Raw genomic sequence first — 19,071 nt, 5'->3', positions numbered from 1 at the left:
GTCGGACTTTGTGTGATCCTGAGGGCAGGTCAGGGGAGCTGCGCGGTGAACGCCTCGTACGCCAGCTCGTCGAAGAGGACGAACCTGGCCTCGGTGACCGCCGTCTCGGTGTCCCGTACCGTCCCGACCGCGATGCGGGCGGCGTCGTCCATCGGCCATCCGTAGATACCGGCGGAGACCGCCGGGAACGCGACGGTCCGCGCTCCCAGTTCGTCGGCGACCCGCAGCGACTCCCGGTAGCAGGAGGCCAGCAGCTCCGAGCGGTCCTCGCTCGGGCTGAAGACGGGGCCGACCGTGTGGATCACCCAGCGCGCGTCCAGATTGCCCGCCGTGGTGGCGACGGCCTGGCCGGTCCGCAGGCCCTTGCCGTAGTGCGAGGCACGGAGCTTGCGGCACTCCGCCAGGATCTCGGGGCCGCCGCGCCGGTGGATGGCGCCGTCCACGCCTCCGCCGCCCAGCAGGGAGGAGTTCGCGGCGTTGACGATCGCGTCCACGCTCTGCCGGGTGATGTCGCCCTGGACGAACTCGATGGCGGTCATGACTGACGCAGCCTCCTCCACACGGCCTTGGCCGCGTTGTGTCCCGACATGCCGTGCACGCCCGCGCCCGGCGGAGTGGCCGAGGAGCAGATGAACACCGCCGGGTGCGGGGTGCTGTACGGGAACAGGGACAGCTTGGGGCGCAGCATCAGCTGGAGGCCGGAGGCCGCGCCGCAGGCGATGTCGCCTCCCACGTAGTTGGCGTTGCGCGCGGCGAGTTCGGGTGGGCCCGCCGTGGCGCGGGCGAGGACGCGGTCCCGGAAGCCGGGCGCGAACCGCTCCAGCTGGCGCTCCATCGTGTCCGTGAGGTCCCCGGTCCAGCCGTTCGGCACATGCCCGTACGCCCAGAAGACGTGCTTTCCGGCCGGTGCCCTGGACGGGTCGACGACGCTCGGCTGCACGGTGATCAGGAACGGCGCGTCCGGGGCACGGCCCTCCCGGGAGGCCGCGCGCAGGGCGGTGCCGATCTCCTTGCTGCTCGCGCCGATCTGGACGGTGCCGGCGGCCCGGGCTTCCTTCGCGGTCCACGGCACCGGTCCGTCGAGGGCGTAGTCGACCTTGAACACGCCCGCCCCGTACCGGAACCGCTCGTAGTACCGCCCGAAGCCCGCGATACGGGCCAGCGCGGTGGGCGAGGTGTCGAAGACGTACGCGCGCGCGGGCGGCAGGTCGTCGAGACGCTTGACCTCGTAGTCGGTGTGGACGGAGCCACCGAGGTCCTTCAGGTACGCGGTCAGCGCGTCGGAGATCGACTGGGAGCCGCCGCGGGCGACGGGCCAGCCCCGAGCGTGGGCGGCCAGCGCGAAGACGAGGCCGACGGCGCCGGTGGCGATGCTGCCCAGCGGTGCCATGACGTGCGCGACCAGTCCGGCGAACAGGGCCCTGGCCCGGTCGTCGCGGAACCGGCGCATCAGCCATGTCGAGGGCGGCAGTCCGGCCAGGCCGAACCGGGCGAGGGTGACCGGGTCGCGCGGCAGCGCGGTGAGCGGCAGGGACATGAAGTCCCGCGCCAGGGTGTCCCAGGTGTGCGTGAACGGCTCGACGAGTCTGCGGTACGTGCCCGCGTCACGCGGCCCGAACGAGGCGGCCGTCTCCGCCACGGAGCGCGACAGCACGGCCGCCGTGCCGTCCAGGAAGGGGTGCGCCATGGGCAGTTCGGGCTGCAGCCACTCCAGGCCGTACCTCGCCAGCGGCATCGCGCGGAACGCGGGCGAGTTGATGCCCAGGGGATGCGCGGCGGAGCACGGGTCGTGCCGGAAGCCGGGCAGGGTCAGCTCCTCGGTGCGGGCGCCTCCTCCGACCGTGTCGCGCGCTTCGAAGACGGCCACGGAGAAGCCGCGCCGGGCCAGCTCCACGGCAGCCGTCAGACCGTTCGGCCCCGCACCCACCACGACGGCATCGAGCATCGACGGCACCTTCGGACTCCTTTGTCAGCCGACGGCCACTGGGGATCAGGATATGCCGGACCTCCGACGGCCCCGCCTCAGCCCCGGGCCGCCACAGGTCAGGCCCCGCCTCAGCCCCGGCCCCGGCCTGTCACGGGTCAGGCCCCGCCCGACAGCAGCCCGAGGATCCGGCGGGCCGTGGCCGCGTCCCGAGCCGCCGTGAACGGAAGCGTGTTGCCGCCGGTTATGCGGAAGGGCTCCCCCGAGAGCGTCAGGTGCGCGCCACCCGCCTCCTCGACGAGCAGGATGCCCGCCGCGTGATCCCAGGCGGCCTCCCAGGAAAATCCAACGGCATCCAACTCGCCCCGGGCGACAGCGAGGTACTCAAGTCCGGCCGAGCCGCACGCGCGCGGGCCGACGCCTTCCGTCCAGAGGCCGAGGAGCGCGCGCTTCTGGTCTTCCGTCGTGTAGTCCGGGTGGGACGTGGCCACTTCGAGGTCACGGCCCGGTGCGGGCGAGCCGGCGCGGAGGGGTTCGCCGTCGAGGAGGGCGCCCTTGCCGCGGACGGCGACGGCGAGTTGGTCGCGGGCCGGTGCGTACGTCCAGGACGCCAGCAGGACTCCGCGGTGGGCGAGCGCAACCAGCGTGCAGAAGCCGGGGTCGCCGTGGACGAACTGTCGGGTGCCGTCCACCGGGTCGACGATCCAGACCGGCGCCTCGCCCTTGATCGCCTCGTACGTCGCGGGGTTGGCGTGGACCGCCTCCTCGCCCACGACGACCGAGCCGGGCAGCAGCTTGACCAGCGCCTCGGTGAGGTACTCCTCGGCCTTGCGGTCGGCGTCCGTGACCAGGTCGTGCGGGCCGGCCTTCTCGTCTATCTCGTGCGCCGCGAGCTGCCGGAAGCGCGGCATGATCTCCGTGGCGGCCGCCGTGCGGACGGCCTCTTCCACATCTGCGGTGCGGTGTGCGAGAAACTCGTCGATGGTTTCGATGTCCTGGATCATGCCTCCATGAGAGCACGCGCCACTGACAATCCACACCCGTCTGGTGTATCCCGGGTGGAATCACCATGAACAACGGGTGTTACGAGATCAGCGCCGCGTGAGCCGCGCCGGGCCGGGACCTGGACCTGGACCTGGACCTGGATCGGGACCGGGATCGGAACCTGTTCCGGGGCCGGAACCGGGGCCGGCCTCAGCGTCCGACCGCGTACCCCTGCATCCCTCGCGGGTTCGCCGCCGCCGACAGCACTCCGGTCCGCGGGTCCCTCGCCACCGCGCACAGCCGGCCCTCGGACCAGGCGTCGCCGACCTGGACGTCGTGGCCGCGGCGGCGCAGCTCCTCCACCACCTCCGGGTCGATGCGGGACTCTACGGTGACGCTGCCGGGGCGCATGCCGCGCGGGTAGAAGGAGCCGGGGAAGCTGTCGTTGTGCCAGTTCGGGGCGTCGATGGCGCCCTGGAGGTCCGGGCCGCCGCGTACCTCCGCGCGCAGGGCGACGGCGAGGAAGAAGTGCAGCTGCCACTGGTCCTGCTGATCGCCGCCGGGCGTGCCGAAGGCCATGACCGGCACCCCGTCCCGCAGCGCGAGCGAGGGCGTGAGCGTCGTACGCGGACGGCGGCCCGGCGTGAGGGAGTTGGGCAGCCCCTCGTCCAGCCAGGCCATCTGGAGCCGGGTGCCGAGCGGGAAGCCCAGCTCGGGCACGACCGGGTTGGACTGCAGCCAGCCGCCGCTGGGCGTGGCCGCGACCATGTTGCCCCAGCGGTCGACGATGTCGAGGTGACAGGTGTCGCCCCGGGTCGCCCCGTCGGCGGAGACGTCGGGCCCACCGGGCGCGGGAGGCGTCTGCCGCTCGGCGATGGCCGCCTCTCTCAGGCCCGCCTCTCCCAGGCCCGCACCAGCCTGGCCGGCGTCCACGGCCGTCCCACTCGCGCCCCCGGCCACCGTCGGCTCCCCCGCCCCAGGCACCCCCAGCACGTCGAACCCGTCCTCCCCCGCGGCCACCACGCGCGCGTGCCCGCTGAGCCGTGGGGCCCGTCCGCCGGGGCTGCCCGGCCGCAGCTCGTAGGAGGCCTTCTCCCCTACCAGCGCCCGCCGCCCGGCGTTGTACTCCGCCGACAGCAGCTCCTCCAGGGGGACCTCGCCCGCGTCCCCGTACCAGGCCTCCCGGTCGGCCATCGCGAGCTTGCAGCCCTCGATCAGCAGGTGCACGTACTCGGCGGAGCCGTACCGCGGCAGCTCCGGCGGCAGCAGGGCCAGCTGCTGGAGGAGCACCGGGCCCTGACTCCAGGGACCGGCCTTGCACAGGGTCCAGCCCCGCCAGTCGTACGTGGCCGGCGACTCGTAGGACGCGGACCAGCCGGCCAGGTCGGCCGCCGTCAGCGTGCCGGAGTGCCGTTCACCGCTGGTGTCCATGGTGGGCCGGGCCGCCTGCCGTACCAGGGCCTCCGCGATGAAGCCCTCGCGCCAGATCCGCCGCGCCGCCTCGATCTCGGCGATCCGCTCACCACCGTCCCGTGCCCCGGGCTCCTGACGGGCTCCGTACTCGTGACCGACTCCGGGCTCCCGACCGGCATCGACCTCCGTGTGGGCCCCCGCCTCCTCAGCGGCTCCCGCCTCCTCCGCGGCCTCCGCGACCAGCCGCCTCCAGGTCGCGGCCAGCGCCGGATTCCGGAACAGCTCGCCCGGCCGCGGGGGCCGCCCGTCCGGCAGGTACACGTCGGCCGAGGACGTCCACTCGGTCTCGAAGAGCTCCCGTACCGTCTCGACGGTCTCGCCGACGCGCTCCACGGGCGCGTGCCCGTCCTCCGCGTACCCGATGGCGTACTTCAGGACGTCCGCCAGGGACTTCGTGCCGTGGTCGCGCAGCAGCAGCATCCACGCGTCGAAGGCCCCGGGAACCGCGGCCGCGAGGGGTCCGGTACCGGGTACGAGATCCAAACCCAGTCCCCTGTAGTGGGCGATCGTGGCCCCGGCCGGTGCCACGCCCTGTCCGCACAGCACCCGTACCTCGCCGCCCGCCGGGGCGAGGATGATCGGCACCTCGCCGGCGGGCCCGTTGAGGTGCGGCTCGACGACGTGCAGCACGAATCCGGCGGCGACGGCGGCGTCGTACGCGTTGCCGCCGTCCTCCAGCACGGCCATCGCCGACTGCGAGGCCAGCCAGTGCGTGGAGGACACCATCCCGAAGGTGCCCTGGAGCGTGGGTCGGGTCGTGAACACGGGGGAACTCCTCACTGCGGCGCGGGCGTCCGGACTGCGAGCGGGCGTCCGGCGATCGTACGCAGCCCGCCACGCCCCCCTGCTCCGAGGGCTACTGCGAGGGCTGCCAGGCCGACGTCCCCAGGATGTTCTCCGGGCCGATGTCCAGCGCATACGGAGGCCGCACGGTCACGGTGTCGTCCCCCTTCTTCGCGGCCACGCGCAGATACACGCCGTCCTGGTTGTGCATCCGCCAGTACAACGCCGCGTGTGCGCTCTCGCCGGGTTCGAGGGTCAGTGCTCGGGGTCCGGGGTCCTCCGGTGCCATGGACACCTTGTCCGTGCCCTCGACGGTCCGTACGCCCGGGAAGGGGTCGCCCGAGGCGTCGAGGACGGTGACGGCCGGGTAGCCGTTCAACTTGTACGGGCGGTCACCGCAGTTGATGACGTCGAGGCCCATGGCGCGCAGTCCCATGGCCGCGTCGCCCTCGTCGGCCCGGAAGCGCAGGCCTGACGGCGGACAGCCCTGCCCCTCCTGGACGGGTACGGACGGAGAGTGCGTGGGGATCCCGGACGGGGGCGGATTCGCCGCCCGGGTCGGCACTTCCACGGCCGGAGTCGGTGTCGGCGTGGGCCTGCGTTCGGGGTTGCTCTCCCGGTCCAGCTCGGCGGAGAGCCCGCAGCCGCTCACCCCCACCACCAGCAGACAGGCGAGGGCGACGCTGCGGACCGATCTCGGGCGTATCGCGATCACGCGCCGATCATCACACGAGACCCCGACGGAAGCCTTCACTCCACTCCCCGGCACCCTCACTCCGCCCGCACTCGCGCCGCCCGCGCCCCCGCCCGCGTCTCTCACTCCGCCGTCCCGCGGGCCGCGACCAGGCCCGACTCGTAGGCGAACACGACCAGTTGGGCGCGGTCCCGCGCGGCGAGCTTGGTCATCGCGCGGCTGACATGGGTCTTGACCGTGAAGGGGCTGATGACCATGTGCGCGGCGATCTCCTCGTTGGTGAGGCCGCGGGCGGCGAGCGCGGTGACCTCGCGTTCGCGGCGGGTGAGGCACTCCAGGCCGGGGGCGCTGGCCCGGTCCGGGGGACGGGCCACGAACTCGCCGATCAGCGTGCGCGTGACGGACGGCGACAGCAGGGCCTCGCCGCGCGCGACGACCTCGATGGCCTGGAGCAGGTCGGCGGGCTCGGTGTCCTTGAGCAAGAAACCGCTGGCACCGGCCCGCAGCGCCTCGAAGACGTACTCGTCCAGGCCGTAGTTGGTCAGCATCACCACACGTACGCCGGACAGTTGCGGATCCGCGGCGATGCGGCGGGTCGCCTCGATGCCCGTCATCACCGGCATCTGGACGTCAACGAGGGCGATGTCCGGGACCTGCGCGCGCACCAGCGCCAGGCCCTGTTCCCCGTCGGCGGCCTCGCCGACCACCTCGATGCCCTCCTCGGCGTCCAGGAGGGCCCGGAACCCGGCGCGCATCAGGGCCTGGTCGTCGACCAGCGCGACCCTGATCAGGCCGCTCACGGCAGGTCCAGCGGCACTCGGGCCCGTACCGAGAAACCGCCCTCCGCGCGCGGGGCGGCGTGCAGGGTGCCGCCGAGGGCCGTGACGCGTTCGCGCATGCCGGTGAGCCCGATGCCCTCGGCGCACGGCCGGGACGGTTCGGCGGTGCCGTCGTCGTCGACGCGTATCGTCAACTCGCGCTCTTCGTACTGCAGTTGGACGGCCACCTTGGCGGGCCCGGCGTGCCGGGCGGCGTTCGTCAGGGCCTCCTGGACGATGCGGTACGTGGCGCGGTCCACGGTCGCCGTCAGCGGGCGCTCGTGGCCGGTCACGGTCAGGTCGACGGCGAGGCCCGCGGCCCGGGCGCGCTCCACGAGCAGGGCCGGGCTGCCGGTCGGCTCGTCGGTGCGCAACACCTCCAGGGTGGCTCGCAGTTCGCGCATGGCCTCGCTGCTCGCCTCCTGGATGGCGAGCAGGGCCGGGGGTATCTCCTCGCCGCGCTTGCGCGCGAGGTGGACGGCGACTCCCGCCTGGAGCTTGACGATCGAGATGCTGTGCGTGAGGGAGTCGTGCAACTCGCGGGCGATGCGCAGGCGTTCCTCGCCCGCGCGGCGCAGGGCCGCCTCCTCACGGGTGCGTTCGGCCTCCAGCGCGCGCTGTTCCGTCTGGCGCAGATACGCCTGCCAGTTGCGGCCCGCGAGACCGGTCACGACGGCGCACAGGAACCAGCCCGCGAGCAACGCGGTCTGCTCGACGGTGTCCTGGGAGGTGACTCCCGTCGCGAGCCACGCCCCGAGGAACACCCCGCCCGCGGCCGCGCCAGCGCTCCGGTGCCCGGCCTGTGCCGCCGTGTGGACCGCGGCCATCACCGGAAGGGCAGCCACCAGCCCTGGCTCGGCGTGCAGCACATAGCCGGCCAGCGCGGCCGTGGTGACGGCGAGCACCGCGCGAGGCGCCTTCCGGTACGCGGCCAGCGCGAGCGAACCGGTCACGATCAGCGCGTAGTCGACCGGCGCGGTGTCCTTGTCGAAGGCCGCCACGGACACGACGATCGCGCCGATCACGACGGCGAGCGCCAGGTCGGCGAGCCGTTTGAGGGTGGCCTGGTCCGCGTTCATGTCCGTACGGTAGACCGCCGTACGGACAGGGTCGTCAGCCCTGTGGACGGCCCCGCGACTACTCCCGGCGCAGTAGTCCGGCGCCCGGCGCGGTCGTGTCGGATCACCGCCAACTGCCTCCGGCCGTACGACGCCTCGGGGCACCCTCGGGAGTGAGGGTTCTCGGTATGACCACACCCTTCAGCTACCCGTTCGTGACCACGCCCTTTCGCTACACCCAGCCTCCGCCGCCCAGGTCCGCCACCGGCCGGACCGCCGAGGTCTACCGGCAGCTCTCCGAGGACTTCGGCATCGACGGCGCCGTCACCTTCGTCGTCCTGTCGTCCGCGCCCGAACTCCTCGCCGCCACCTGGGCCCTGATGCGTGAGTCGCTGCTCGCGGGCGACGGCAGCCGCACCGGCAAGGAGCTGGCCGCGCTCGGGGTGTCCCGCGCCAACAGGTGTCCGTTCTGCGTGGACGCGCACACCGTCCTGCTGCACGCCACCGGCAACCACGCCCTCGCTGAGCGTCTGGCCCGCGGCGGGACCCCGGACAAGGAGGTGCAGGCGCGCATGGTCGCCTGGGGCGAGGCGACCCGTGTCCCGGGCCACCCGGATCTCACCCCGCTGCCCTTCTTCGCCCGGCACACCGCCGCGTACGTGGGGACCGCCCTGTCCTTCCACTTCATCAACCGGATCGTCTCGGCCCTGCTGACGGAGAACCTGCTGCCGGGCAACACCCAGCGGTTCAGGCCGGTCCGCAGCCTCGCCGGCCGTTCCCTGGCGAAGACCCTGCGCCGGCGTCTCACCCCGGGCACGAGCCTCGCCCTCCTCGACGGCGACCCGGGCCCCGGCCCGTCCTGGGCGGCAGGCACGACGGTCGCCCCGGCCTACGCGGCACTGCGGACGGCCGCCCTGGCAGGCGCCGACCTGCTGACCGAGGCCGACCAGGACCTCGTACGAAACGTCGTCGCGGAGTGGGACGGTACGCATCAGCCGTTGGTGTGGGACGCCCTGCCGGACCGGAGGAACAGGCCCGGGGCGCGGCTGGCGATACTGGCCGCGCTGGCTCCGTACCGGATCACCGACGAGGATGTGGCGGCATGGAAGGCGTGGAAGCGGCCGCCGTACACGGACCGCTGTCTGGTCCGGCTCGTCGCGTATGGGGCGTTCGCCGCCGTGGACCGTATCGAGCGGGCTCTGCCCCTCGATGCCCCGATATCGCACGAGCTCATGGACCGTCAAGGGTGAGTGCCTGTCACCACGCGGGTACGGAGCGAGTTTGTACTACCGCCCCACAGGCAGGCATGTGACACTGGCGTCCCGTCCGCTGTGCGGACTCCCCGCACCGTCCCCCACGAAATGTGCGCCGTGCGTTCTCTTCCTCTCGCTCTGACCGCGCGTCTGCTGCCGGTTGTCGTGCTCGCCCTGGCGGGCTGGTCGTTGTCGTCCGGGCCGTTCGCCGCGACCCCGGCCGCGGAGAAGAAGGCCGCCCCCGACGGCGGGTCGTCTCCGTCCGCGCCGTCGACCGCCGCGGCGAGCCGCACGTACCGCACCTCGCCCGCGCCCTGCACCGGCGTGTCGAAGAAGACGGTGACCTCGCTGGTGCCGGACGCCAAGACGGCCGGCAAGGAGATCCCGTCGACCGACGAGTCGCTGCGCCGCACCTGTTCGTGGAACGCGCTCAAGGGCTTCGACTACCGCTGGCTCGACATTTCATACGAAATCAAGAAATCGGACCAGGCCGCCCAGGCCGCCTACAAGCAGCGCACGACGGAGAAGAGCGGCGGAGGGGTCGTTCCCGGTCTCGGGGACGCGGCCTACTCGGTGGTGAACCTCACCACCGAGGACAAGCAGCAGACGCGCGAGGGCCAGGTGTTCGTCCAGGCGTCCAACGCCATGGTGGTCATCACGTACAACGGCAGTGACTTCGAGTCGAAGAAGGCGCCGAGTACGGACGAGATCAACAAGGGCGCCATCAAGGCCGCCAAGGAGGCGATGGCCGCGCTGGAGGCCGCTCAGTAGGAGCGGATCCCAACGCGGCCCGCCGTCGTCAGACGACCTGGTCGGCCTTCACCGTGCGCCCCTCCCGCTCCGCGCGCTCCACCCGAGCGAACGGCGCCATCAACGCGACGTACAGGACGAGCGACGAGGCGAGGCCGATCGCCCATCCGTAGTCCGCGAGCGGCTTGAGGAACGGGATGAGTCCGTCCGTCGGGAACGGGCCGAGCTTCGCGCCCTTGGCGTCGACGTTCGAGTACGAGCCGCCGACCGCCAGAACGCCGCCGACCGCGAAGGCCAGCACCGCCCGCCAGTTCCAGCCGTTCGTGTACCAGTAGCGCCCGCCGGGTGTGTAGAGGTCGGCGAGGTGCAGGACGGTACGGCGGATGATCCAGTAGTCGGCGATCAGGATGCCCGCGACCGTGCCGAGCAGACCGCCGACCACACCGAGCCAGGTGAAGATGTAGAACTCGGGCGTGGAGATCAGCTTCCACGGGAAGATCAGGATGCCGATGACACCCGTGATCAGCGCGCCCGTACGGAAGTTGATGAACTTCGGGGCCAGGTTGGACAGGTCGTATGCCGGGGAGACCACGTTCGCCGCGATGTTGACGGAGATCGTGGCGATCAACACGATGAAGAGTGCGAAGAGCAGACCGAAGGCGTTGTCCGTCTTGGCCGCGAGGGCCACCGGGTCCCAGATCGCCTCACCGTAGACGGCCTCGGAACCGGAGGTGACCAGCACGGCGAGAATCGCGAAGAGCGTCATCGTCGTCGGCAGACCGAGGGACTGCCCCCAGGTCTGCGCCTTCTGGCTGGCGCCGAAGCGGGTGAAGTCGGGGATGTTGAGGGACAGGGTCGCCCAGAAGCCGATCATGCCCATCAGGGACGGGAAGAAGACCGGCCAGAAGTCCGCGTCCCAGCCGAGCTTCGAGGGCTGGTCGAGCAGCGCGCCGAAGCCGTCCGCCTTGACGGCGATCCAGATGAGCAGCGCGAACGCGCCGACGATCACGACGGGCGCGGCCCAGTTCTCGAAGTGCCGCAGGAAGTCCATACCGCGGTAGATGATCGCGATCTGCAGGGCCCAGAAGAGGATGAAGCAGAGCCACAGCGGCCACGGGTTGCCCGCGATCTTTCCCGCGTTCTCCCACTCACCGCCGGTGAGCTTGGAGCCCAGGGCGAAGATGCCGCTGCCGCCGATCCAGGTCTGGATGCCGAACCAGCCACAGGCCACGGCGGCACGGATCAGCGCCGGAACGTTGGCACCACGAAGACCGAACGAGGCGCGGGCCAGTACAGGGAACGGGATGCCGTACTTCGGCCCCGCGTGGCCCGTGGCCAGCATCGGCAGCAGCACGATGACGTTGGCCAGGGCGATGGTGAAGACGGCCTGCTTCCAGTCCATGCCGAGGGCGACCAGGCCGGAGGCCAGGGTCCAGCTGGGGATGCAGTGGGCCATGGATATCCACAGCGCCGCGAAGTTGTACGTCGTCCACTTGCGCTCGGAGACGGGGACGGGACGCAGGTCCTCGTTGGCGAAGGGACTGTCGGCGGGGAAGGCCCCGGGGCTGAGTTCGATCCGGCCGTCGGTGTCGGCGGACTGGGATATCGGCGGCCCCGTGGGGACGGTGTCGGTCATGGGCAGGCCAATCGATGAGGCGGGACGGGAAAGGCCGTGCGGGTGGCGCCGTGGGGGTGGTGGTGCGGTGGTGATGATGATGCGGTGGTGCGGCCCCCTTCCCGGGGAGGTGGGAAGGGGACGACTTGAGGGGGTGGAACAGGGTGGAGCCGAGTTGATCCGATGCCGTCAATGGTTGATGAATGGGTCGACCATCAACCGCTGAGACCGGTCGTCAACTATTGGGAGAGATCGTCAACGGCCGCAGCCGGCCCTCAACCGTTGACGGCGGGAATGACCGTTGATCCATACGCCTCGATGACCGCCTCTTGAGCGTCATGCATGTCGTACAGGGCGAACTGGTCAACACCCAGCTCGCGCAGCGCGTTCAGCTTCTCGATGTGCTTCTCGGCCGACCCGATCAGACAGAACCGGTCGACGATCTCGTCGGGCACGAACTGGGTGTCGGGGTTGCCGCTGCGTCCGTGGTGCGAGTAGTCGTAGCCCTCACGGGACTTGATGTAGTCGGTGAGTTCGTCGGGTACGGCGGCGGAGTGCTCGCCGTACTTGGAGACGAGGTCGGCGACGTGGTTGCCGACCATCCCGCCGAACCACCGGCACTGCTCACGCGCGTGGGCGAGCGCCTCGGGCGAGTCGTCCTCGGTGACGTACGCGGGCGCCGCCACACAGATCTTGACGTCGTCAGGGTTGCGTCCGGCCTCGGCGGCCGCGGTCTTCACGGCCTTGACCATGTACTCGGTCAGGTAGAGGTCGGCGAGCTGGAGGATGAAGCCGTCGGCCTCCTCACCGGTCATCTTCAGCGCCTTGGGACCGTACGCGGCCATCCAGACGGGGAGTTCGGCACCCGGCTTGATCCACGGGAACTTGATGACCGTGCCACCGAGGTCCGCCTCGTCACCGCGGCCCAGCGCACGGATGACTTTCATGGCCTCGCTGATCCGGGCGAGCGTGTTGGGCTTGCGGCCGGCCACACGCATCGCCGAGTCGCCGCGCCCGATACCGCAGACCGTGCGGTTGCCGAACATGTCGTTGAGCGTGGCGAAGGTCGAGGCGGTGACCTCCCAGGTGCGGGTGCCCGGGTTCGTCACCATCGGGCCGACCTTCAGCTTCGTGGTGTTGGAGAGGATCTGGCTGTAGATCACGAACGGCTCCTGCCAGAGCACGGCGGAGTCGAACGTCCAGCCGTACGTGAAGCCGTTGCGCTCGGCCCGCTTCATCAGGCTGATGACGCGGGAGGCAGGGGGGTCGGTCTGCAGGACGAGTCCGAAGTCCATGGCGCCACTCCTAGTCGCTCAGAGAAGGTACTGACAGGTGGAGCGGGGGGTGTAGACGCCGTGCCCGGCGCGCCCGGTGAACTCCCGCTCGGTGATGACGAGTTCGCCCCGCGAGAGGACCGTCTCGACGCGGCCGGTGGTGCGCTTGCCCTCGTACGCCGAGTAGTCGACGTTCATGTGGTGCGTCTCGGCGGACATGACCTGCTCGGCGTGCGGGTCGTAGATGACGACGTCCGCGTCGGCGCCCGGCGCGATCGTGCCCTTCTTCGGGTACAGGCCGAACATCCGGGCCGGGGTGGCGCAGGCGATCTCGATCCAGCGGCGGCGCGAGATGTGTCCGTCGACGACGGCCTGGTGGAGCAGGTCCATGCGGTTCTCGACGCCCGGGAGCCCGTTGGGGATCTTCGAGAAGTCGCCGCGGCCCAGCTCCTTCTGGCCGACGAAGCAGAAGGGGCAGTGGTCGGTGGAGACGACCTGGAGGTCGTTGGTCCGCAGGCCCCGCCACAGGGCGGCCTGGTGCTCCTTGGGCCGCAGCGGCGTCGAGCACACGTACTTGGCGCCCTCGAAGTCGGGCTCCGCGAGGTTGTCGGTCGACAGGAACAGGTACTGCGGGCAGGTCTCGCCGAAGACGTTCAGGCCCTCGTCGCGCGCCCGTGTCAGCTCGGCGACCGCCTGCTGCGCCGAGACGTGCACGACGTACAGCGGGGCTCCGGCGACCTGGGCGAGCTTGATGGCGCGATGGGTGGCCTCGGCCTCCAGCAGCGCCTTGCGGACCTCGCCGTGGTACCGGGGGTCGGTCTCGCCCCTGGCCAGCGCCTGCTCCACCAGCACGTCGATCGCGATGCCGTTCTCCGCGTGCATCATGATCAGGCCGCCGTTCTCGGCGGAGCGCTGCATGGCGCGCAGGATCTGGCCGTCGTCGCTGTAGAAGACGCCCGGGTAGGCCATGAACTGCTTGAAGGAGGTGACACCCTCCTCGACGAGCAGGTCCATCTCCTTGAGCGTGTCCTGGTTCACGTCGGAGACGATCATGTGGAAGGCGTAGTCGATGGCGCACTTGCCGTCGGCCTTGGCGTTCCAGGCGTCGAGGCCCTCGCGCAGCGAGTGGCCGACGCTCTGCACCGCGAAGTCGACGATCGTGGTCGTGCCGCCCCAGGCGGCGGCCCGGGTGCCGGTCTCGAAGGAGTCGGAGGCGAAGGTGCCGCCGAACGGCAGCTCCATGTGGGTGTGGGCGTCGACTCCGCCCGGGATCACGTACTTCCCGGTGGCGTCGATGGTCCGCTCGGCCGTCCAGGCCTCGGCGGCGGGGGTGCCGCTCGCGGCGAGGGCGGCGATACGGCCGTCCTCTACCAGGACGTCCGCGTGGAGTTCGTCCGACGCGGTGATGACTAGGCCACCGCGGATGACGGTACGGGTGCTCATGATTCCTCTCCTGTCGTGGGTTCCCCGGTGGGATGCGGTCGTTGGGTACGTGCGGGTGCGTCGTGGCTGGTCGCGCAGTTCCCCGCGCCCCTGAAAAGACCCGGGGCGCGGGGGAGCCTCCGACGTACCCCCCACTCAGGGAGCCGTCAGCGGCTCGTACGCCTCGGGGCGGCGGTCGCGGTAGAACTGCCAGCGGTCGCGTACCGCGCGGAGTTTGGCCATGTCCAGGTCGCGGACGACGAGTTCGGTCTCCTTGTCGCTCGCCACCTCCCCGACGAACTGGGCTTCCGGGTCCACGAAGTACGAGGTGCCGTAGAAGTCGTTGGAGCCCAGCTCCTCCACGCCCACGCGGTTGATGGCGCCCACGAAGTACTCGTTGGCGACGGCCGCGGCCGGCTGCTCCAACTGCCAGAGGTAGGCGGACAGTCCGCGTGAGGTGGCGGACGGGTTGAAGACGATCTCGGCCCCGGCGAGACCGAGCGCGCGCCAGCCCTCCGGGAAGTGCCGGTCGTAGCAGATGTAGACGCCGATCTTGCCGACCGCCGTGTCGAAGATCGGCCAACCGGCGTTGCCGGGGCGGAAGTAGAACTTCTCCCAGAAACCCTCGACCTGCGGGATGTGGTGCTTGCGGTACTTGCCGAGGTACGAGCCGTCGGCGTCGATCACCGCCGCGGTGTTGTAGAGGACGCCGGGCTGCTCCTCCTCGTACATCGGCAGCACGAGGACGATGCCCAGTTCCCTGGCGAGCGCCTGGAAGCGCTGGACGATCGGGCCCTCGGGGATCTGTTCGGCGTACTCGTAGAACGCCTTGTCCTGGACCTGGCAGAAATAGGGCCCGTAGAACAGTTCTTGGAAACACAGGACCTGAGCACCCTGTGCGGCCGCGTCGCGGGCCGCCTGCTCGTGGACCTGGATCATCGATTCCTTGTCGCCCGTCCATGCGGTCTGGAAGACGGCGGCGCGGATCACTCTGCTCATCGGGACCTCCGGTCGCTCGGTGTGCGGCGAGCCTAGGAAGTCCGGAAGTGCTCTTTGAGTTGCAGCGTGTCACGTCTGAGGGCGTGTGGCGTTCCACGGTGTCACCCTTGCCAAGGCCCATGTTTCACCACCGTTTTCCCAGGTCCTTCTGTGTTTCGGAGCTGTTGCGCGTCGAGGGTCTCAGCCCTGTTGCGCGTCGTGCGCGAGGAGGGCGATGTGCACGGAGGCCGCCTGCTCGAAGTCGTCGAGATCGACCCGGAGCCGCGCCTCTATCGCCTCCAACCGCCGGTACAGCGCGGGTCGCGAGACATGGTGCAGCTGCGCGGTGCGCGACTTGTTGCGGCCGGTGGCGAGATACGTCCGCAGCACGGGCAGCAGCTCCGACTCCGCGTCCGCCCCGCACAGCAGCCCGTCCAGCTCCCGCTCGGCGAACGACTGGACGTGCGGGTCGTCCCGCAGCAGCCGGACCAGGCCGCGTAGATGGACGTCCCGCAACCGCACCACGACCGGCAGGTCGAGGCCTGCGGGGCTCTCGGCGACGGCGTCGGCAACGTGCCGGGCCTCGCGCAGCCCGGCGGGCACGTCGTCCCACCCGGTCCGCGCGTCCGCCGCCGCGACGACGGCCGCCTTGCAGTCGCCGTCCGCACCACCGCCCGCCTCCGTACGCAGTCGGGTGGCGAAGTGGGCGGCGAGGGCCTCCGCGTCCTGGTCCCTGGCCAGGCTCAGCAGTACGGCGATGACCCCGTCGGCCAGCTCGGCGACGAGCCCGGGCAGCCCCAACAGGCGTAGTACCCGGTCGAGTTGGGCCGCCTCCGTGTCCCGTACGACCAACGGCACGAACGTCCGGCGGTTGACCGGGAGTCCGGCCGCCCGGGCCCGGGGCAGCAGTTGGCGGGCCGGTACGACTCCGGAGACGAGGTCGGTGAGCAGGCTCTCGGCGGACTGCTCCTCCCAGGAGTGCACGGTGCCGCCGAGCATGCGGTGCAGGACCAGGGCCTCGGCCCCGCGGTCGGCGAGCAGCCGTCCGGTGGCGGCGTCGCCGCGGTAGCCGCACAGCACGATGCGGCCCCAGCGTTCACCACGTCCGCCCAGTTCGGCACGGACCCAGCCGTCGCCCTCGCTGCCGCCGGCCTGCCGCGCGATGCGCTCCCAGTCGCGCAGCACGTCGTCGACCGCGGACCGCTCCCCCGCCGTGGCGAGGACGCGGTGGGCGAGGTTGGTGACGACGACGGGACACGCGCTGTGCGAGGCGATCTCGTCGAGCATCCTCTGCAGCGGGGCACCCGCCGTGATGAGCCCGGTCAGCGCCGTCCGGACGGACTCCGACAGGCTGACGGCCGCGAACTTCCGCCGTACGAGCCTGGATTGGACCTCTTCGGTCAACTCCGCGAAGGGGAACGGGCGGTGCAGGACGATCATCGGCAGCCCGCACCGCTCGGCCGCCCGGCGCATCACCTCGGGCGGGGTCGGGAAGGCCCGGCCGAGTCCGAGGACGACGGCCGAGGCCTCCGCGCGGTGCAGTGAGCGGATGTACTCGGCCTGGGCCTCCGGGTCGCCCGCGAGCAGCACCCCGGTGGTGAGGACCATCTCGCCGCCGCTGAGCATCACGCCGACGTCGGCGGCCTCGGCGACGTGCACCCAGCGCACGGGCCGGTCGAGCTGGCCCGCGCCGGCCACCACCTCGGGCTCCCCGGCGAGCACCCGCTCCAGGGCGAGGACCTGGCGGACCGACAGGGCGGGTTCCAAGGCGGTGGTCATGCGGCGAACCTTCAATCTTGCGTTGCTGAACGCTCCTCAGGGCCGATGCCTCGTCAGGACTGGCTGCTCCGCAGAGCGCGTTCCAGGATCGCGGCGCCCTCCTCGGCCTCCGCGACGGTGAGCGACAGCGGTGGGGCGAGGCGCAGGACGCTGGTGTTGTGCCCGCCGCCCTTGCCGATCAGCAGGCCTTCCTCGCGGGCCGCTTCGAGCACGGCGGCGGCCGCGTCCGGGTCGGCCTGATCCGTGCCGGGCTTCACCAGCTCGATGCCGATCATGAGACCGCGGCCCCGGACCTCCCGTACGCCCGGCAGTTGCGCCGCGATGGCCCTCAGCCGCTCGATGAGCAGGCCGCCGACACGGCGGGCGTTGCCCTGGAGATCGTGTTCCAGGAGGTACGTGAGGTTGGCGAGGCCCGCGGCCATGGTGATCTGGGTGCCGCCGAACGTCGAGATGGAGTTGGAGTCCAGGCAGTTCATGACCTCGGCGCGGGCCACGACGCCGCCGATGGACATACCGTTGCCGATGCCCTTGGCGAAGGTCAGTATGTCCGGCGGACCGTTCTGGCCGTGCGCCTGCCAGCCCCAGAAGTTGTCGCCGGTCCTGCCCCAGCCGGTCTGCACCTCGTCGGCGATCCAGAGGATGCCACGCTCCTGGAGGACCTCGCGGAACGCCGCGTACAGACCGTCCGGCGGTGCGGTGAAGCCGCCGACGCCCTGGATGGGTTCGGCGATCAGGGCCGCGGGCGGGCGGACATGGCCGAGCAGGTCCTCCAGGTCGGCGACGCAGGCCGCGATGAAGGCGGCGTCGTCGAGATCGGCGTACGGGCCGCGGGTGCGGACGCCGCCGTGCACGTACAGCGTCTGGAGGGGTGAGAGGCTGGTCGGCGACCAGCCCTTGTTGCCGGTGATGCCGACCGCGCTGAACGAACGTCCGTGGTAGCTGTTGCGCATCGCCAGGATCTGGTTGCTGCGGCGGTACGCGGTGGCCAGCAGCAGGGCCGTGTCGTTGGCCTCCGTGCCCGAGGTCGTGAAGAACACGCGGGCGTCCGGGATGCCCGACAGCTTGGCGATGCGTTCGGCCAGGTCGACCATCGGCCGGTTCAGATACAGCGTGGAGGTGTGGATGATCCGGCCGGCCTGCTCGCTGACGGCCTTGGTCACCTCGGGCAGGGCGTGCGCGGTCATCGTGGTGAGGATGCCGCCGAAGAAGTCGAGGTACTTGTTGCCCTCGGCGTCCCAGACGTGGCGGCCCTCGCCGTGGGTGAGTTCGATGGGGTCGGCGTAGTAGACGGCGAGCCAGTCGGGGAGGACCGACTGGTGGCGCTGGTAGAGGTGCTTGGCCGAGCCGTGGGCCTGGCCCTGGGAGTCGTCTGTCGTCATGGCTGCACCAGTCCTTCGTACGCGTCGGGGCGACGGTCCCGGTAGAAGGCCCACTGCCGGCGGACCTCCTCGATCAGGTCGAAGTCGAGGTCGCGCACGACGAGTTCCTCGCTCTTGTCGCTCGCGGTCTCGCCGACGAACTGGCCTCGCGGGTCGACGAAGTACGACGTCCCGTAGAAGTCGTTGTCCCCGTACTCCTCCTCGCCGACACGGTTGATCGCGGCGATGTAGTACTCGTTCGCGACGGCCGCGGCGGGCTGTTCCAGCTGCCAGAGGTAGGAGGACAGACCGCGGGAGGTCGCCGACGGGTTGTAGACGAGCTGGGCGCCGTTCAGACCGAGCTGACGCCAGCCCTCCGGGAAGTGCCGGTCGTAGCAGATGTAGACGCCGACCTTGCCGACCGCGGTGTCGAAGACGGGCCAGCCGAGGTTGCCCGGTTTGAAGTAGTACTTCTCCCAGAAACCCCTGACCTGGGGGATGTGGTGCTTGCGGTACTTGCCGAGGTACGTGCCGTCGGCGTCGATCACCGCGGCCGTGTTGAAGTAGAAGCCGGACTGTTCGACCTCGAAGACCGGGACCACGATCACCATGCCGGTCTCGCGGGCCAGCTCCCGCATGCGGGTGACGGTGGGGCCGTCCGGTACCGGTTCCGCCCAGCGGTAGTGCTCCGGCTCCTGGACCTGGCAGAAGTAGGGGGCGTTGAAGACTTCCTGGAATCCGATGATCTTCGCACCCTGACGGGCCGCCTCGCGGGCGTGCTCCTCGTGCTTGGCGACCATGGATGCGGTGTCGCCGGTCCAGGTGGCCTGGACCAGAGCGGCGCGTACGACGTTGGCCATGAGCTGCTCCTTCGACGGGACGTCAGAGAGCTTCTACGCCCGTAGATG

At 70.9% G+C, this 19,071-nt stretch carries 16 protein-coding genes; 2 read left to right on the top strand and 14 right to left on the bottom strand.

The window, feature by feature from the left end:
- Window positions 1-29: 29 nt before the first annotated feature.
- From ACIBEI_RS45625 to ACIBEI_RS45595, 7 genes are all read right to left on the bottom strand, one after another.
- Window positions 30-539, bottom strand: a complete 510-nt coding sequence (locus ACIBEI_RS45625) for an O-acetyl-ADP-ribose deacetylase (RefSeq protein WP_398897068.1) — start codon at window positions 537-539, stop codon at window positions 30-32.
- Window positions 536-1,945, bottom strand: a complete 1,410-nt coding sequence (locus ACIBEI_RS45620; RefSeq protein WP_398897087.1) for a phytoene desaturase family protein — start codon at window positions 1,943-1,945, stop codon at window positions 536-538. The genes ACIBEI_RS45625 and ACIBEI_RS45620 overlap by 4 nt, the downstream gene beginning before the upstream one ends.
- Before the next feature lie 137 nt (window positions 1,946-2,082).
- Entirely contained in the window at window positions 2,083-2,928 is an 846-nt protein-coding gene (locus ACIBEI_RS45615; protein WP_398897067.1) for an inositol monophosphatase family protein, read from the bottom strand.
- A 190-nt stretch (window positions 2,929-3,118) separates the two neighbouring features.
- A complete protein-coding gene (locus ACIBEI_RS45610) occupies window positions 3,119-5,146 on the bottom strand; it encodes a gamma-glutamyltransferase family protein (protein WP_398897064.1) in 2,028 nt (675 codons plus the stop codon).
- A gap of 91 nt (window positions 5,147-5,237) precedes the next feature.
- Window positions 5,238-5,879, bottom strand: a complete 642-nt coding sequence (locus ACIBEI_RS45605) for a DUF4232 domain-containing protein (RefSeq protein ID WP_398897062.1) — start codon at window positions 5,877-5,879, stop codon at window positions 5,238-5,240.
- Between the two features lie 101 nt (window positions 5,880-5,980).
- Window positions 5,981-6,649, bottom strand: coding sequence for a response regulator (locus ACIBEI_RS45600; protein WP_398897086.1), 669 nt, complete (start codon window positions 6,647-6,649; stop codon window positions 5,981-5,983).
- 5 nt (window positions 6,650-6,654) lie between these two features.
- Window positions 6,655-7,755, bottom strand: a complete 1,101-nt coding sequence (locus ACIBEI_RS45595; RefSeq protein WP_398897061.1) for a sensor histidine kinase — start codon at window positions 7,753-7,755, stop codon at window positions 6,655-6,657.
- 194 nt (window positions 7,756-7,949) lie between these two features.
- On the opposite strand from ACIBEI_RS45595, the gene ACIBEI_RS45590 reads away from it, so the two are divergent.
- A complete protein-coding gene (locus ACIBEI_RS45590; RefSeq protein ID WP_398897085.1) occupies window positions 7,950-8,984 on the top strand; it encodes a carboxymuconolactone decarboxylase family protein in 1,035 nt (344 codons plus the stop codon).
- A gap of 111 nt (window positions 8,985-9,095) precedes the next feature.
- Complete coding sequence (locus ACIBEI_RS45585; protein WP_398897059.1) at window positions 9,096-9,758, top strand: hypothetical protein; 663 nt, start codon at window positions 9,096-9,098, stop codon at window positions 9,756-9,758.
- Between the two features lie 28 nt (window positions 9,759-9,786).
- On the opposite strand, the gene ACIBEI_RS45580 is transcribed toward ACIBEI_RS45585, so the two are convergent.
- From ACIBEI_RS45580 to ACIBEI_RS45550, 7 genes are all read right to left on the bottom strand, one after another.
- Window positions 9,787-11,373, bottom strand: coding sequence for an NCS1 family nucleobase:cation symporter-1 (locus ACIBEI_RS45580; protein WP_398897056.1), 1,587 nt, complete (start codon window positions 11,371-11,373; stop codon window positions 9,787-9,789).
- A gap of 254 nt (window positions 11,374-11,627) precedes the next feature.
- Window positions 11,628-12,647 carry a TIGR03842 family LLM class F420-dependent oxidoreductase gene (locus ACIBEI_RS45575; RefSeq protein ID WP_398897055.1) on the bottom strand — a complete coding sequence of 340 codons (1,020 nt, stop codon included), beginning with the start codon at window positions 12,645-12,647 and terminating at the stop codon, window positions 11,628-11,630.
- An 18-nt stretch (window positions 12,648-12,665) separates the two neighbouring features.
- The gene (gene hydA, locus ACIBEI_RS45570) at window positions 12,666-14,069 is read right to left on the bottom strand and encodes a dihydropyrimidinase (protein WP_398897054.1); all 1,404 of its coding nucleotides are present in this window, start codon (window positions 14,067-14,069) and stop codon (window positions 12,666-12,668) included.
- Window positions 14,070-14,204: 135 nt separating this feature from the next.
- Window positions 14,205-15,047, bottom strand: a complete 843-nt coding sequence (locus tag ACIBEI_RS45565; protein WP_055614864.1) for a nitrilase-related carbon-nitrogen hydrolase — start codon at window positions 15,045-15,047, stop codon at window positions 14,205-14,207.
- 180 nt (window positions 15,048-15,227) lie between these two features.
- Window positions 15,228-16,805, bottom strand: coding sequence for a PucR family transcriptional regulator (locus ACIBEI_RS45560; protein WP_398897051.1), 1,578 nt, complete (start codon window positions 16,803-16,805; stop codon window positions 15,228-15,230).
- Window positions 16,806-16,858: 53 nt separating this feature from the next.
- Window positions 16,859-18,184 carry an aspartate aminotransferase family protein gene (locus ACIBEI_RS45555; protein ID WP_398897050.1) on the bottom strand — a complete coding sequence of 442 codons (1,326 nt, stop codon included), beginning with the start codon at window positions 18,182-18,184 and terminating at the stop codon, window positions 16,859-16,861.
- Window positions 18,181-19,023 carry a nitrilase-related carbon-nitrogen hydrolase gene (locus tag ACIBEI_RS45550; protein WP_398897048.1) on the bottom strand — a complete coding sequence of 281 codons (843 nt, stop codon included), beginning with the start codon at window positions 19,021-19,023 and terminating at the stop codon, window positions 18,181-18,183. The genes ACIBEI_RS45555 and ACIBEI_RS45550 overlap by 4 nt, the downstream gene beginning before the upstream one ends.
- Window positions 19,024-19,071: the final 48 nt, after the last annotated feature.

Origin of the sequence: Streptomyces sp. NPDC050988, assembly GCF_044456225.1 — a bacterium.
GTDB lineage: Bacteria > Actinomycetota > Actinomycetes > Streptomycetales > Streptomycetaceae > Streptomyces.
The sequence above is the reverse complement of the archived record's forward strand: the minus strand, read 5'-3'. Positions and strand labels throughout refer to the sequence as shown.

Bases quoted from the DNA above. Each gene is read 5' to 3' on its own strand.
- ACIBEI_RS45625 (WP_398897068.1), bottom strand. From the start codon at position 539: ATGACCGCCATCGAGTTCGTCCAGGGCGACATCACCCGGCAGAGCGTG.
- ACIBEI_RS45620 (WP_398897087.1), bottom strand. From the start codon at position 1,945: ATGCTCGATGCCGTCGTGGTGGGTGCGGGGCCGAACGGTCTGACGGCT.
- ACIBEI_RS45615 (WP_398897067.1), bottom strand. From the start codon at position 2,928: ATGATCCAGGACATCGAAACCATCGACGAGTTTCTCGCACACCGCACC.
- ACIBEI_RS45595 (WP_398897061.1), bottom strand. From the start codon at position 7,755: ATGAACGCGGACCAGGCCACCCTCAAACGGCTCGCCGACCTGGCGCTC.
- ACIBEI_RS45585 (WP_398897059.1), top strand. From the start codon at position 9,096: ATGTGCGCCGTGCGTTCTCTTCCTCTCGCTCTGACCGCGCGTCTGCTG.
- ACIBEI_RS45580 (WP_398897056.1), bottom strand. From the start codon at position 11,373: ATGACCGACACCGTCCCCACGGGGCCGCCGATATCCCAGTCCGCCGAC.
- ACIBEI_RS45575 (WP_398897055.1), bottom strand. From the start codon at position 12,647: ATGGACTTCGGACTCGTCCTGCAGACCGACCCCCCTGCCTCCCGCGTC.
- hydA (WP_398897054.1), bottom strand. From the start codon at position 14,069: ATGAGCACCCGTACCGTCATCCGCGGTGGCCTAGTCATCACCGCGTCG.
- ACIBEI_RS45565 (WP_055614864.1), bottom strand. From the start codon at position 15,047: ATGAGCAGAGTGATCCGCGCCGCCGTCTTCCAGACCGCATGGACGGGC.
- ACIBEI_RS45560 (WP_398897051.1), bottom strand. From the start codon at position 16,805: ATGACCACCGCCTTGGAACCCGCCCTGTCGGTCCGCCAGGTCCTCGCC.
- ACIBEI_RS45555 (WP_398897050.1), bottom strand. From the start codon at position 18,184: ATGACGACAGACGACTCCCAGGGCCAGGCCCACGGCTCGGCCAAGCAC.
- ACIBEI_RS45550 (WP_398897048.1), bottom strand. From the start codon at position 19,023: ATGGCCAACGTCGTACGCGCCGCTCTGGTCCAGGCCACCTGGACCGGC.